13 protein-coding genes are annotated in these 15,674 nt (G+C 49.2%); all 13 read left to right on the top strand.

What is annotated here, in order from left to right; all coding sequences use genetic code 11:
• Nucleotides 1-11 precede the first annotated feature (11 nt).
• Nucleotides 12-1,496: a UDP-N-acetylmuramoyl-L-alanyl-D-glutamate--2,6-diaminopimelate ligase gene (locus ABEQ74_RS20980; RefSeq protein ID WP_430124071.1), complete on the top strand. Its 1,485-nt coding sequence runs from the start codon at nt 12-14 to the stop codon at nt 1,494-1,496.
• The gene (locus ABEQ74_RS20975; protein WP_430124070.1) at nt 1,496-2,914 is read left to right on the top strand and encodes a UDP-N-acetylmuramoyl-tripeptide--D-alanyl-D-alanine ligase; all 1,419 of its coding nucleotides are present in this window, start codon (nt 1,496-1,498) and stop codon (nt 2,912-2,914) included. The genes ABEQ74_RS20980 and ABEQ74_RS20975 overlap by 1 nt, the downstream gene beginning before the upstream one ends.
• 4 nt (nt 2,915-2,918) lie before the next feature.
• Nucleotides 2,919-3,884 carry a phospho-N-acetylmuramoyl-pentapeptide-transferase gene (mraY, locus tag ABEQ74_RS20970; protein WP_430124069.1) on the top strand — a complete coding sequence of 322 codons (966 nt, stop codon included), beginning with the start codon at nt 2,919-2,921 and terminating at the stop codon, nt 3,882-3,884.
• Between the two features lie 3 nt (nt 3,885-3,887).
• On the top strand, nt 3,888-5,321 hold the full coding sequence (murD, locus tag ABEQ74_RS20965; protein WP_430124068.1) for a UDP-N-acetylmuramoyl-L-alanine--D-glutamate ligase: 1,434 nt from the start codon (nt 3,888-3,890) through the stop codon (nt 5,319-5,321).
• Nucleotides 5,322-5,370: 49 nt separating this feature from the next.
• Entirely contained in the window at nt 5,371-6,468 is a 1,098-nt protein-coding gene (spoVE, locus tag ABEQ74_RS20960) for a stage V sporulation protein E (protein WP_430124067.1), read from the top strand.
• Nucleotides 6,469-6,473: 5 nt separating this feature from the next.
• Nucleotides 6,474-7,583 (top strand): undecaprenyldiphospho-muramoylpentapeptide beta-N-acetylglucosaminyltransferase, encoded by a 1,110-nt coding sequence (murG, locus tag ABEQ74_RS20955; RefSeq protein ID WP_430124066.1) that lies wholly within the window; start codon nt 6,474-6,476, stop codon nt 7,581-7,583.
• A gap of 158 nt (nt 7,584-7,741) precedes the next feature.
• Nucleotides 7,742-8,647, top strand: a complete 906-nt coding sequence (gene murB, locus ABEQ74_RS20950) for a UDP-N-acetylmuramate dehydrogenase (protein WP_430124065.1) — start codon at nt 7,742-7,744, stop codon at nt 8,645-8,647.
• 16 nt (nt 8,648-8,663) lie between these two features.
• Nucleotides 8,664-9,947, top strand: coding sequence for a UDP-N-acetylglucosamine 1-carboxyvinyltransferase (gene murA, locus ABEQ74_RS20945; RefSeq protein ID WP_430124064.1), 1,284 nt, complete (start codon nt 8,664-8,666; stop codon nt 9,945-9,947).
• Between the two features lie 61 nt (nt 9,948-10,008).
• Complete coding sequence (locus tag ABEQ74_RS20940) at nt 10,009-10,755, top strand: cell division protein FtsQ/DivIB (protein ID WP_430124063.1); 747 nt, start codon at nt 10,009-10,011, stop codon at nt 10,753-10,755.
• 225 nt (nt 10,756-10,980) lie between these two features.
• The gene (gene ftsA / locus ABEQ74_RS20935) at nt 10,981-12,264 is read left to right on the top strand and encodes a cell division protein FtsA (protein WP_430124062.1); all 1,284 of its coding nucleotides are present in this window, start codon (nt 10,981-10,983) and stop codon (nt 12,262-12,264) included.
• 57 nt (nt 12,265-12,321) lie between these two features.
• Nucleotides 12,322-13,446: a cell division protein FtsZ gene (gene ftsZ, locus ABEQ74_RS20930; protein WP_430124061.1), complete on the top strand. Its 1,125-nt coding sequence runs from the start codon at nt 12,322-12,324 to the stop codon at nt 13,444-13,446.
• 304 nt (nt 13,447-13,750) lie between these two features.
• A complete protein-coding gene (gene spoIIGA, locus ABEQ74_RS20925; protein ID WP_430124256.1) occupies nt 13,751-14,767 on the top strand; it encodes a sigma-E processing peptidase SpoIIGA in 1,017 nt (338 codons plus the stop codon).
• A 144-nt stretch (nt 14,768-14,911) separates the two neighbouring features.
• Nucleotides 14,912-15,634, top strand: a complete 723-nt coding sequence (gene sigE, locus ABEQ74_RS20920; protein WP_053489087.1) for an RNA polymerase sporulation sigma factor SigE — start codon at nt 14,912-14,914, stop codon at nt 15,632-15,634.
• Nucleotides 15,635-15,674: the final 40 nt, after the last annotated feature.

Below are 15,674 nucleotides of genomic sequence, written 5' to 3'. Positions count from 1 at the left end.
GAGGGATAACCATGAAATTGATGCAATTAACGTCCGTATTGACCGCGGCAGTTATCGATGGGGATGGAGATGTTGAAATCGGGGGGATTGAAACAGACTCCAGAGAGGTAAAACCAGGAGATTTGTTCATTTGCTTGCCTGGTCATACCCAGGATGGACACCTGTTTGCGGCTCAAGCCGCGGAGAAAGGCGCGGTCGCTCTCGTTGTTGAACGTAAGCTTGAGACGGATCTGCCACAGGTCATTGTGAAAGACAGTCGCTTTGCAATGGCGGCGTTGGCGAGTACCTTCTTCAATCAGCCTAGCGAACGCATGAGGATGATCGGTGTTACCGGCACAAACGGCAAGACGACGACCACCTATCTGATTGAACAGATACTGAATGATCATGGCCTGAAGACAGGATTAATCGGTACGATTCAGATGAAATACGATGGCCAGTCATTTCCGATGCCGAGAACGACTCCCGAGGCGCTGGAGCTTCAACGCTATTTGAATGACATGGCTAACGCCGGGACAGAATGCTGTGTGATGGAAGTATCCTCGCATGCACTAGAGCAGGGACGGGTCAAAGGGACGGATTTCCGGACGGCCATATTTACTAATTTGTCGCAGGATCATCTGGACTACCATCACACTATGGAAGAATATCGCGGGGCAAAAGGGTTATTTTTCTCTAGGCTGGGCAACGCTTTTGCCAAGGATGAACGTTCTCGCAAATATGCCGTTTTGAATGCGGATGATGATGCTGCGGCTTACTTTGCGAAACAGACCGCCGCAGAAGTGATAACTTACGGGCTTGGCGATGACGCCGATGTGCGGGCAAGTAATATATCGATCACTGCCCAAGGAACATCGTTCCATGTAGATACGTTCCGCGGTCAGGCTGATATATCGATTCGTATGGTAGGCAAATTCAATGTGTATAACGCCATGGCTGCTATTGCTGCCACCCTATTGGAGGGTATACCACTCGAAGATATCAAGAACAGTCTGGAATCCGTACCGGGTGTTGCCGGGCGCGTCGAGGCTGTTGATGAAGGTCAGCCGTATGCTGTCATCGTGGATTATGCGCATACGCCGGACGGGCTGGAAAATGTACTCCGTACCGTTAATGAATTTGCGGTAGGTAGGGTATTTACGGTATTTGGCTGCGGGGGGGACCGCGATCGAACCAAACGGCCAATCATGGGTAAAATTGCCGCGAATTACAGTGATGTCGTGTTTGTAACCTCTGATAATCCCCGCACGGAGGATCCGGAGCTTATTCTGAAGGACATTGAAGCTGGCTTAATTGAAGAGGGAGTGGCAGCGGAAAGCTACAAGCTCATCGTCGATCGCAGAAAAGCGATCGAAAAGGCTATTGAAATGGCAAGCCCGGGCGATGTAGTATTGATTGCGGGGAAAGGTCATGAGACCTACCAGCTGATTGCGGGCGAAGTTCTTGATTTTGATGACCGCATCGTAGCTAAAGACGCGATAAGGGGCAGACAATAGTGATCCATATATCATTACAGAGCATCGCCGATATGTGTGGCGGTACGCTCTTACGTAACCAAGACAATCAAATTCTTATTCAAGGGGTCAGCACTGATTCCAGAACGATACAGCCGGGCAATCTGTTTGTTCCGCTTGTCGGTGATCATTTTGACGGGCATGCGTTTGCCGAAAGTGTGCTTGCAGCCGGAGCCGGAGCAGCTCTCTGGCAGAGAGATCATGAGCCGATTCCGGATTTGCCGCTCATCCTTGTTGATGATACATTAGCGGCACTCCAAGCGCTTGCTGCAGCCTATTTGTCGAAGAGCAGTGCAAAGGTGATTGGCATTACGGGCAGCAACGGGAAGACCACGGTGAAGGACATGGTATCGGCACTGCTCGAAACTACGTATAAGGTTCATAAAACGCAGGGGAATTTTAACAACCATATCGGACTTCCATTAACGGTATTGGCCATGAAGGAAGATACGGATATTATCGTGCTTGAGATGGGTATGAGTGGACGGCATGAGATTGAATTGCTCTCAAGCATAGCTCGTCCTGATGTAACTGTGATTACGAATATCGGAGAAGCACATATGCTCCAGCTCGGTTCCCGGGAAGAAATAGCCCGTGCCAAGCTTGAAATTATCAGCAGCATGAAACCGGGCGGTATGCTGATTTACCATGGAGACGAACCTCTGATCCGGCAAGTGCTGGCCGAAGAGTCAACCGTGAAGCCAGAGAAGCTGCAGATATTTACATTTGGTAATCAAGACACCAATGATGATTATCCGACAGGCCTCATGTTCCATGCCAGAGGAGTTATATTTACCTCCAAGCGGCATGCTGGCGAAGGCTTTAACTTGCCGCTTCTGGGCCGTCATAATGTGGTGAATGCGCTGGCAGCTATGGCCGTTGCAGACCATTTGGGAATCGGCGATGAAGCCATTCGCAGCGGGTTTGCGAGCCTCAAGCTGTCCAGCATGCGTATCGAAGCCGTGGAGACCGACTTCGGTGTAACTGTGCTAAACGATGCGTATAATTCCAGTCCTACGGCCGTGAAGGCGGCTATAGATGTGCTTGGAGATATGAAAGGCTATAATAGACGGATTGCTGTTCTCGGGGACATGCTTGAACTGGGGCAGCAGGAAGCGGATTTTCATGCCGAGATTGGAGATTATTTGTCTCCAGAACATGCCGATATTGTGTTCACATACGGACCTTTGTCCTTGCATACGGCGAGAAAGGCAGAAGAGAAGTTTCCTGAAGGCACCGTGTTTTCATTTACAGATAAAGAGCAGTTGATCGAAGCCGTCCTGAAGCAGGTGACAGCAAAGGATATCGTATTGGTTAAAGCCTCGCGCGGTATGAGGCTGGAGAATGTGGTCGATGCCCTGAAGTCCCTGCCTGGCGGCCATAACGGAGTGAGGGGGTGAGCTGATGGACTTTCAATTGCTGTTATTGACAATCGGTGTTGCGTTTGTGCTTGCAGTCATATCGGCTCCGCTGCTCATTCCCTTGCTGCGGCGGATGAAGTTCGGTCAGCAGGTTCGTAACGATGGACCGCAAAGCCATTTGAAAAAGGCAGGAACACCAACGATGGGCGGAGTAGTCATTCTGCTCGCTTTTACATTGACTTATATTAAATTTTCACCTGTAGATACGGACTTTTACGTGATGATCGTAGCGACACTCGGATTCGGATTGATCGGATTTCTTGATGACTATATTAAGATCGTATTCCGGAGATCCTTGGGACTCACGGCTAGGCAAAAGCTGTTTGGACAGCTTCTGTTCTCGGGAATCATGTGCTGGCTGTTGATCTCGAACGGTCACAGCACGGCTATCGGCGTTCCGGGAATCGACTGGTCCTTTGATTGGGGGCCTTGGTTCTACTATCCGTTCATCGTCATTATGATGCTTGCAATCAGTAATGCGGTCAATTTCACCGACGGGTTGGACGGTTTGCTGTCAGGTGTTAGTGCTATTGCTTTGGGAGCTTATGCCATAGTCGCCATCCAGTCCACCTCGTTTGCTGCAGCTTTCTGTGCGGCTGCGATGATTGGTGCGGTTCTTGGATTTCTCGTATTTAACGCACACCCTGCTAAGGTATTTATGGGGGATACGGGGTCGCTGGGTATCGGGGGTGCCATTGGTGCCATAGCAATTGTAACGAAGAGCGAGCTGTTGTTCCTTATCATCGGCGGAGTCTTTGTCATTGAAATGCTATCTGTTGTCCTTCAGGTCCTCTCGTTCAAAACAAGAGGTAAACGTATATTCAAGATGAGCCCAATCCATCACCATTACGAGTTATCCGGGTGGTCGGAGTGGCGGGTAGTCATCACATTTTGGACCGTGGGTCTGATACTTGCGGGACTTGGACTCTATATCAACAAGGGGTTGTAGCATATGAGACAGCTAGATGATTATCGAGATAAGAATATCGTGGTACTGGGACTTGCCAGAAGCGGAGTGCAGGTAGCTAAGGTGCTTCATCAAGCCGGAGCTACTGTAATTGTCAATGATAGAAAGGAACGGGAACAGTGTCCTGAAGCTTCGGAGCTCGAGGCTTTGGGCATTTCTGTTATTTGTGGAGGTCATCCGGATGACCTCATTCATTCCGGTGTAGCGCTGCTAGTCAAAAATCCAGGTATCCCATATTCCGTCCCGCCCGTGCAGAAGGCGCTTGAACTCAACATACCTGTTGTGACCGAAGTCGAAATCGCCTATCACTTATGTGTTGCACCCATTATCGGCATCACAGGCTCCAACGGCAAAACAACGACGACAACATGGGTAGGCAATCTGCTGGAAAGCGCAGGTCTGTCCCCAATTGTCGCTGGTAACATCGGCACGCCTCTATCCGAGGCTGCAGCCGAAGCGACGGAGAATGACTGGATGGTCGTTGAGCTGAGCAGCTTTCAGTTAAAAGGTACAGAGAAGTTCAGGCCGCGCATTGCCGCACTTCTCAACATTGCGGAAACGCATCTTGACTACCATGGCGGAATGGATGATTACATTGCATCTAAGGCGAAGCTGTTCGCCAATCAGACAGCCGAGGATATCGCTGTGCTCAATTGGGATGATCCCGTGTGCAGGAACCTTGTCCCGTATATCAAGGCGCGCATTGTGCCTTTTTCTATGAACGAGAGTCTTCGTGAAGGGGTTCACATAATCCCGCCATATGCTGCCGACGGTTCGGATTCGGATGAAGGCGATCAGGGACGAACGATGGTTTATACAGACGGCGACGGATTTACGCATGAGATCATCCGTGTGGAGAACATCGGGCTGCCTGGAAGATTCAATGTGGGGAATGCAATGGCCGCTTGTGCGATTGCCATCTCGGCAGGCGTAACTCCAGACAAACTCGAAGAAGCCCTGACTCATTTTCGCGGCGTGGAGCATCGTTTGGAATTTGTATCTGAACTTCAGGGAGTTTCCTATTACAACAACTCGAAAGCGACAAACTCCAAGGCAACGCATATGGCTCTGACTTCTTTCAAGGAACCGATCATCCTCATCGCAGGCGGGCTTGATCGAGGCTCGGATTATGAGGAGTTGATCCCCTCCTTGCAAGGTAGGGTAAAGGCAATTGTTCTTCTTGGCGAAACCAGGGAGAAGCTGGCGAAAGCCGCTATCAAAGCCGGATTAAAGGATATCATCCTCGTCGATAATGAGAAGGACGCCGCTGCAACTTTAACCTCAGCTGTGCAGAAAGCTGCAAGTCTCGCGGAAAAAGGGGACATTGTTCTCTTATCTCCTGCGTGCGCGAGTTGGGACATGTTTCCTTCCTATGAAGTACGAGGAGACATTTTTAAAGAGGCGGTGCATAACCTTTAAGTAGGGGGGTGGATAAGCCCCTACTAAGGATGTACGAGGTGGCCTATCCATGAACAAGAACCGCCAGGCGCCCGATTTGTGGCTGCTTATCTGTATTTTGGCCCTGCTGGCCATCGGAATCGTTATGGTGTATAGTGCAGGATCTGTACTCGCCTTTCATGATTATGGAGACAAATTTTATTTTGTGAAGCGTCAGCTGTTTTTTGCCTGCCTTGGGCTGGCTGCAATGTACTTCACATCGAAAATTGATTTTCGGGTTTGGAAGAAATACAGCAAGCTTGTGTTATTGGTCTGCTTTTTTATGCTCGTTATCGTACTTATTCCTGGTATCGGTGTTGTTCGCGGCGGAGCCAGAAGCTGGCTTGGCATCAGCTCGTTTGGCATTCAGCCCTCCGAGTTTATGAAGCTGGGCATGATTCTGTTTCTATCACGCTGGCTTAGTAAACAAGACTATGATATAACGTCTTTTACCAGAGGACTTTTGCCACCGTTAGGATTGATCGGACTAGCATTTGGATTGATTATGCTGCAGCCCGATTTGGGTACAGGAGCCGTCATGCTTGGCGCCGCGATGATGATCGTATTTACTGCAGGAGCACAGATGAAGCATCTGGGCTTTCTCGCCTTAGGCGGAGTCGCCGGATTTGTCGGTTTGATTCTGACAGCTCCTTACCGGCTAAAGCGGATTACGGGATTTTTGGATCCCTGGTCCGATCCGCTCGGCACAGGCTACCAAATCATTCAATCTCTCTATGCGATTGGTCCAGGCGGACTAGGGGGACTCGGACTCGGTATGAGCCGGCAGAAGTACGCTTATGTACCTGAACCGCAGACTGATTTTATCTTTTCGATTTTAGCCGAAGAGCTGGGTTTCATCGGCGGCTTGATTGTACTGCTCCTGTTCGCCGCGCTCGTGTGGAGAGGCATGAGAGTCGCTATGACAGTCTCCGATAGCTTTGGCAGCCTGTTGGCCGTCGGAGTTGTAGGCATGGTCGCCATACAGGTCGTGATCAATATCGGCGTCGTTATCGGTATGATGCCGGTAACAGGGATTACGCTGCCACTTATTAGTTATGGAGGCAGTTCTCTGACACTGATGCTGACGGCGCTGGGCATTCTATTAAATATTTCCCGTTATGCGAGGTGAAGGGTATGCGTGTCGTATTGAGCGGCGGCGGAACGGGGGGACATATCTACCCCGCTGTTGCCATTGCAAGACAATGTGAAAAAGAAGATCCTAAAACGGAGTTTTTATATATAGGGGGAGAACGAGGCCTCGAAAGCAAGCTGGTACCCCAGGAGAAGCTGCCTTTTGAAAGCATCGATATCACCGGCTTCCGGCGCAAGCTGTCCTTGGATAACGTGAAAACGGTCCTGCGTTTTTTCAAAGGCGTGAAGCGGTCGAAGGCACTGCTTAAAGAGTTTAAACCCGATGTTGTGATCGGTACTGGCGGATATGTGTGCGGACCGGTGGTTTATGCAGCCGCCAAGCTCGGGATACCGACCGTGATCCATGAGCAGAATGCGATACCGGGTCTGACCAACCAATTTCTCAGCAGATACGCAGATACAGTCGCTGTCAGCTTTGAAGGATCGGAAACCTCGTTTCCCAAAGCCAAGAGATCGGTATACACAGGCAATCCACGCGCGACAACGGTTTTATCCGCTAACCGCGAACGTGGATTTGCTACGCTTGGCATTCCCATGGAAGCCCAGGTGGTGCTGATCGTCGGCGGAAGCCGGGGAGCCAAGGCGATCAATGATGCAATGATTGGGATGGCACCGTTTATTCATAAGCTATCCGGCGTTCATTTTGTGTTTGTAACAGGTGAAACGTATTTTGAAAATACAAGGGAAGCGATTCTGTCCCAACTAGGGACAATGCCGAATCATCTTCATATTATGCCTTACGTTCATAATATGCCGGAAGTGCTTGCGGCTACTTCTCTGATTGTAAACCGGGCAGGGGCGTCGTTCCTGGCCGAGATTACATCACTTGGCATTCCGTCTGTTCTTATTCCTTCTCCCAACGTCACCAATAACCATCAGGAGGCGAATGCAAGGCAATTGGAGGAAGCAGGGGCTTCCAGGATGATCCTCGAGAAAGATTTGACAGCCGAATCGCTGTTTCAAAAACTGGAGGAAATCATGACCAATGACGCTGCCAGGGAGAGAATGTCAGCAGCTTCGAAAAAACTGGGCAAACCGGATTCAGCTGCCGTAATTGTGCAGGAAATTCGCCGTTTAACCGGTGGACATTAAAACGGCTGGGCGATTGTCACACACCAATGGAGCCTGACATAAGATACTCTATAATCGTGACACACCCATGAGGCCGGCATTACTGACAGCGGCCATCTCTTCAACGGGTTGAAGGAATGGCCATTTGGTTTTGAAAGTCAAGGGAGGTTAATTTTAAAATGCAGCAGTGGAAATCGCTATTATCTGAAGCCAATGTCGGAGCCGTGTTATGGAATGAACCGCTGGCAAAGTATACGACATGGAAAATAGGCGGACCAGCCGATTGCTTGATTATTCCAGAGAATAAGGAGCAGCTCAAAGAACTGGTCACCCTTCTCCATGCCCATCGTATACCCTGGACACAACTGGGACGCGGTTCCAACATGTTAGTTGCCGATAAAGGCATTCGGGGAGCGGTCATCAAGCTGGGGCAGGGATTTGAGGGACTTCATTTTGACGGAGAGACGGTAACTGCAGGCGGCAGTCTGTCATTTGTCAAACTCAGTGTTCTGGCCGGAAAACAAGGATTATCCGGTCTGGAATTCGCCGGAGGCATTCCTGGTTCAGTTGGAGGGGCTGTTTACATGAATGCAGGTGCCCATGGGTCTGATGTGTCACGCATATTCAAGTCCGCTGACATTGTACTGGAAACAGGGGAATTGGTTACGTATGCTGCGAAAGATATGGCGTTTGATTACCGGCATTCCATTCTGCATGAACGAAAAGGGATTGTGACTGAAGCGGTATTTGAGCTCCGGGAAGGGGACCGCCAAGAAATTTCAGCTGTTATGGCTTCCTATAAGGACCGTCGCCGACGTACTCAGCCGCTCCAATCCGCAACGGCAGGTAGTGTATTCCGCAACCCGCCAGGCGATCATGCCGCAAGATTGATCGAGGCTGCCGGTCTTAAAGGACTGCGGATCGGGGGCGCAGAAATTTCTTTACAGCATGCCAATTTCATTGAGAACACCGGTCAAGCGACAGCAGAGGACGTGCTCGCACTGATAGAACGCATTAAGGAGACCATCTCGGAGAAGAACGGAATCCATATGGTGCCTGAGGTGTATGTACTGGGCGAGCGGTAAACTCGGAGGTGATACATTGGACAAATTGGTGATTGAGGGCGGAAGGCCCCTATCTGGAACCATACGTATCCATGGAGCAAAAAACGCAGCTTTACCCATTCTGGCAGCAAGTCTTCTTGCTGAAGGGACTGTAAGACTAAGCAATGTCCCGCATCTGCTGGATATTGAAGTGATGCTCAGCATTCTCAGCCGGCTTGGCTCAAAGTGCAAGCATGAGCTGGAAACCGTTACCGTGGATACCTCATCTGCCAATTCGTTTCATGTCCCGGAAGATTTAATGAAGCAGATGCGCTCCTCCATCTTCTTGATGGGACCTCTGCTGGCTCGTTTTGGTGAAGTGACGATCTACCAGCCGGGAGGCTGCGCAATCGGTGAGCGTAAGATTGATCTTCATCTGCATGGATTGCAGGCACTAGGTGCGGAAATTGAGGAGAGCGACGACAAAATTCATTGCAGGGCTAGTCGATTGATCGGCACCGATATTCATTTGGACTTTGCAAGCGTTGGAGCGACAGAAAATATCATGATGGCGGCGGCAACCGCGTATGGCACAACTGTGATTACCAACGCTGCCAGAGAGCCTGAGATTCAGGATCTGCAGCAGTTTCTGAATAAAATGGGAGCTAACATTATCGGTGCAGGAACAGACACCATTACAATCCAGGGCGTAGAGCGTCTGGAGCCATGTGAATATGAGATTATACCTGACCGGATCGTTACCGGTACCGTTATGATTGCAGCTGCTGTGACCCGCGGAAGTGTAACGCTTACGAAGACCAATCCGTCCCATTTAACTTCCCTTATACATGTGCTGAAGCGCTCCGGTGTTCAAACCAGTATATGCAATGATATAATAAACATAAGCTGTATGAGCCGTCCTAAAGCAGTCGAACGAATTGTAACTTCACCGTATCCTTCTTTTCCGACGGATTTGCAATCCCAGGTCATGGTTTTGCTGTCCTTGGCGGACGGATTTAGTGTGATGAAAGAAACAGTGTTCGAAGGGCGATTCAAACATGTGGAGGAGCTTTCCCGCATGGGAGCAGACATTTCGACGGATATGAATTATGCGTTTATACGAGGGGTTCAGAGAATTTACGGTGCCACTGTGGAGGCAACCGACCTTCGGGCTGGAGCGGCGCTTGTCATTGCCGGTTTGGCCGCGCAGGGAACGACAGTGGTGGAGCAGGTCCACCATATTGACCGCGGTTATGATCGTATTGAAAACATGTTCCAAGGTTTAGGCGCACAGATGTTTCGTCAATCACCGGTGCCCAAACCGCTTGATTTAGCCAATTGAGGTCCTGAGCATCCCCTCCCGATCCAGGAGGGGATAGCAGGTCTTTATGGAGAGATTGAATATGTCCAAGACACATATGCCTGTTCTGAAGCAGGACAAGCCCAAACCGAAGACAGCCAAAAAGATCATTTGGATATTGCTGCTGCTTTTCGTAGCCCTGCTGACAATCCTTTTCTTTAGGTCATCGATCAGCCAAGTGACCGAGATTCAAATTAAGGGCAATACGTTTAATACAAGTGAGCAGCTTACCAAGCAAAGCGGGCTTCGTATCGGAGACCAGTATTTTGGCGTTGATCCTAAGGTGGTACAGGAACGTCTGGTGAAGCTCGGAACTATCAAGTCGGCCGAAATAACCAAAACCTTTCCTGGTCAAATCAGTATCGTGGTTACAGAGCATCCTACGGTAGCCTATGAACTGTCTGAGGACGGAGAACTTCAGGCGATTCTGGCCAGCGGCGCCTCCGTCCCTGTTACAGCGAGTGGTATTGCCGTGGAGAAGCCTATCTTGACCAAGTGGGATGCGTCCGATCCGAACAAGGCCGAGCTGAGCAAGGCTTTGGCCGAAATACCAAATAATCTTACTTCTGATATTTCGGAGATCATGCCGTCACCAACCCTTTCTTTTCCCGACCGGATCAAGCTGTACACACGTTCCAAATTTGAAGTGATTACTTCGGTATCTCTGCTGCGCGACAAGGTAGAGTATCTGAATCAGGTCACTGAAATGGAGCGTCCGGGCCTGATTACAATGCTGGAAGCGGACTCTTATGTGCCGTTTGAAGAAGAAGTTGTTGAAGAGGCGGAGTAAAGGCAATAACCCCCTACTCAGGAGTATGAATAAATGGTACACTTGAAAGGATTGACTACTTGTCTCTGGTCTTCTTTTTTGAATGACTTTTACGGCCTGTCATAGCAAAAGTTGGCAGTAAAAAAATTGTTGAAAAAAGAGGGAAAGACCTGCGAGTGTGGAATAAGTAGAAATGTATTCTATATTATCAAATTATATTAGTTAAGAAATAGGAGGTGCCAGAGCTTGAGCAACAATGACATCATTGTTAGTTTGGACATCGGTACATCCAAAGTTCGTGCTATTATTGGTGAAGTTAACAATGGAGCCTTTAATATTATTGGAGTTGGATCTGCCGACTCGGAGGGAATTCGTAAGGGTGCAATTGTAGATATCGACCAGACCGTACAATCCATTCGCAGCGCTGTTGATCATGCGGAGCGTATGGTCGGTATTCAAATATCCGAAGTATATGTCGGCATTTCAGGTAATCATATTGGACTTCAATCCAGCCATGGTGTTGTGGCAGTATCGAACGAGGATCGCGAAATTGGTGAAGAAGACATCGACCGCGTGCTGAAAGCAGCAGAAGTCGTGGCACTTCCACCAGATCGAGAAATTATCGATGTGGTTGCTAGACAATTTGTAGTTGACGGTTTGGAAGGAATCTCGGATCCGCGAGGAATGATCGGTGTAAGGCTGGAAGTTGAAGCTACGATTATAACTGGCGCCAAAACGGCAATACATAATCTTTTGCGATGTGTTGAGAAATCAGATTTGAAAGTGAAGGATCTGGTGCTGATCCCGCTTGGTGCAGGACAGCTCGCATTGTCTAAGGATGAGAAAACGATGGGCTCGGTATTGGTGGACGTCGGAGCGGGTTCAACCACATTGGCTGTGTTTGAAGGCGGCAGCATTGCTGCGACCTCAACGCTTCCGGTTGGCGGAGATTTCGTTACGAATGATATCGCCTACGGTCTCCGTACTCTGACGGATCAAGCCGAGAAGGTGAAATTGAAATATGGGTGCGCACTGATCGAGAGTGCGGCTCCTGAAGTAACATTTAAAGTAACGAGGATCGGAAGTAATGTGGACAAGGAGTTTTCACAAGAAGATCTGGCAGCCATCATAGAACCTCGCATTCAGGAGATTTTCCAATTGGTGCGCCAAGAAATTAAACGCTTGGGTTACAGTGAGCTTCCGGGTGGTTATATACTTACTGGGGGCACTATGTCCATGCCTGGTGTGCTGCAGGTGGCACAGAATGAGCTGGCGACTTCCGTGCGAATTGCGGTTCCCGATTTTATCGGTGTCCGTGATCCGGGATACTGCAGCGGAGTCGGCATCCTCCACAATGCAATCCGGAACGTACGTGTTCGCAATACGGGAGGAAGCAATAACAGCAGCGGAAATAGCAAGAAACCGGTGAACCGCGCTAAGCAGCAAAATCCTGTCGCAGTAACTCAGGAAACCAGCCAAAAGCCGGGATTTATTGAACGCTTGAAGAAGATGTTCAGCGAGTTTATATAGCGGATTCATTCGACTGTGGACGTGCCATCCACGCACATTGAGGGGGAGATGGGTTAGATGTTGGAATTTGATTTTGAAATGGAGAGCTTAGCTCAAATTAAAGTAATCGGAGTCGGCGGTGGCGGAAGCAACGCTGTTAACCGTATGATTGAGAATGGTGTGCAAGGTGTTGAATTTATTACTGTAAATACGGATGCCCAGGCACTCCATCTTGCTAAATCCGAACATAAACTGCAAATCGGGGATAAGTTAACTCGCGGTCTTGGCGCTGGCGCTAATCCTGAAGTGGGTAAGAAGGCTGCTGAGGAATCCCGCGATTTGATTATGAACACCCTGAAGGGTGCCGATATGGTATTTGTCACCGCCGGCATGGGCGGGGGTACCGGAACGGGAGCAGCTCCTGTCATTGCCGAAATCGCCAAGGAATGCGGTGCATTGACAGTAGGCGTGGTAACTCGACCGTTTACCTTCGAAGGCCGCAAGCGTGCTTCCCAAGCGGAGCTTGGCATTGAAGCATTGAAAGAGAAAGTGGACACACTCATCGTCATTCCGAATGATCGCTTGCTGGAGATCGTGGATAAGAAGACACCGATGTTGGAAGCGTTCCGAGAAGCTGATAACGTGTTGCGTCAGGCCGTTCAAGGCATTTCTGATCTAATCCAAGTGCCGGGTCTGATCAACCTTGACTTTGCCGACGTGAAAACGATCATGACAGAGCGCGGTTCGGCCCTGATGGGTATTGGACTGGCTACTGGGGAGAACCGTGCCTCCGAGGCTGCCCGCAAGGCGATTATGAGCCCGCTGCTCGAAACCTCAATCGAAGGTGCGCGCGGTGTGATCATGAATATTACGGGAGGAGCCAATCTCTCCTTGTATGAAGTGAATGAAGCGGCCGAGATTGTAACCTCCGCTTCCGATCCGGAAGTGAACATGATTTTCGGTGCGATCATCGAGGAGAGCATGAAGGATGAAATCAAGGTCACGGTTATCGCTACCGGATTCGAGAGCAAACCTCTAGTCCCTCCAGGACGTCGTCCTGCAATGCCGCAAGGGGAACAGCAACAGCAACAGCCGGCAACGGACAAGAGCAACGTGAATCTGAAGCCGTTTGGCAATCAGGGCAGCAATGATCAATTGGATATTCCGACGTTCCTTCGCAATCGTTCTCGTAATAATGATTAAATCAATTTGTATAAATAAACGAGCCTATGTTTCATCATCATGGTGAAACATAGGCTCGTTTTTATTCAAGATGGTCTAACTTCCCCTAATCTCCCGAGCTTATTTTCCCATATGTGACCTCTGTATGACGACAAGGGCTGTTCTTGGCTCCGGCCTCTATAAATTGCCCTCCATCGACAAAAAAAGTCTGTAATCCGCCCACAGGTTTAGACAGACTTTGAACTCTATTCTTCTTATACTAGTAACATCTCCCAATTGCCCCAAATACAACAGAAACGGATGTCGGACTAGGCAGGTGAACAACCTGGTTGTTTATATTGATCTCATATTTCTGGCAAACCTTTTCATTGATGGTATTTTGCTAGCTTTAACCGCTTGGATGCGCAAGGCCAAGCTCAAATGGTGGAGACTAGCTCTGTCTTCTATGGTAGGCGCATTGTATGTTGTCATGATGTTCGTCCCACAACTATCATTTTTGTTTACCTTTCTCATCAAGTTTAGCCTATCATTGATCATGCTTTGGATTGCTTTCGGTTTTACCAGCCTACAGAGTTATCTGCATCATTTGGGAGCTTTTTATATGGTGAATTTTGCCGCAGCCGGAGGGATTATCGGATTTCACTATCTGATCCAGAATTCGGGAGAATTGTTCAGGGGGATATGGTATACGACATCGGGGGGCTTATCCTTCGAATTAAAGGTAGGATTCTGGTTTGCGTGTATTGTTTTTTTTGGAGTTGTGCTCATATTTAAAGCTGTTCAAACTACAAAACGCATTACGGAGAAGCGGGAGTCTTTATTAGGAGAGGTAACGGTATGGATCGGCAGCGTCAAAATATCCTGCGTAGGACTGCTTGATACCGGAAACCAATTAAGTGATCCGTTGACCCGAACACCTGTTATGGTCATGGAAGCTGCCCTATGGGAGTCTTACCTGCCCTCAGGATGGAGTAAACGGTTGATGGAGGGGCAGCCCGATCAACTAATTATGGGTCTTGCGGTGGATGAATTTGAATGGCGAGATCGTTTGCGGCTAGTTCCGTATCGTGGCGTCAACCGAGGGGCGGCTTTTATGCTGGCCTTAAAGCCCGATCAGGTACGGATTGAGCTGGGGGGACTGGAATATACGGCATCCAAAGTGTTAATTGGTCTTGACGGCGGCACGCTTTCGGGTGACCGGGCGTACAGAGCGATCATTCATCCATCCTTAACGGACGGGGAAGGGCAGCCAAGGACGAGCAACAGCGCTGATCCAATGAATGTGCCTGATCCTGCTGCTACGACAAGTATGGACCCCAAAGACGCAACATCCGCTGGCTGAGTAAATTGTGTGGATCTTAATGCTTCAAACATACGAGTCTTTGAAAAAAACGATGTTGGGCCACCGCCGTGTTCGACAGAGCAACGGCAACCAAAAGAATGAAGGTTGAGATCCCTTCGGGAAAACGTTTTAGGAGGATAAGAGATGCCTGTGAAATGGAGATTAGCATTCCAGCTGCAATATTACCGCGTACTATTTTTGCTAGGCCTGAAGAGTCAGGAAATCTACTATATCGGTGGTAGTGAGGCGCTCCCGCCTCCGCTTACGAAAGAAGAAGAGGAGTACTTGCTCAAAAAGCTGCCTACTGGCGATGCGGCCACCCGTGCGATGCTGATCGAACGTAACCTGCGTCTGGTTGTATACATTGCCCGCAAATTCGAAAACACCGGCATCAACATTGAGGACTTGGTGTCGATTGGTGCGATCGGCTTGATTAAGGCTGTGAATACCTTTGATCCCGAGAAAAAAATCAAGTTGGCCACGTATGCTTCGCGCTGTATTGAGAATGAAATTTTGATGTATCTCCGCCGGAATAACAAAACGCGCAGCGAGGTTTCTTTTGATGAGCCACTGAATATCGATTGGGACGGCAATGAATTACTCTTGTCTGATGTGCTCGGTACAGAGAATGATACCATCTACCGTAATATTGAGGAGCAGGTCGATCGGAAGCTGCTGCAAAAAGCACTCGACAAATTAAGCGACCGGGAACGCATGATCATGGAGCTTCGTTTCGGCCTGCAGGACGGGGAAGAAAAGACGCAAAAGGATGTAGCAGATCTGCTCGGCATCTCACAATCCTATATTTCCCGATTGGAAAAAAGAATTATCAAGCGCCTCCGCAAAGAATTCAACAAGATGGTGTAACTGGAAAACACAAGGAATAAAATAACCCCCCTCGGAGATA

It is taken from the genome of Paenibacillus solani, assembly GCF_050475945.1.
GTDB lineage: Bacteria > Bacillota > Bacilli > Paenibacillales > Paenibacillaceae > Paenibacillus_AQ > Paenibacillus_AQ solani_A.
This window is presented reverse-complemented; position numbering and strand designations above follow the sequence as displayed.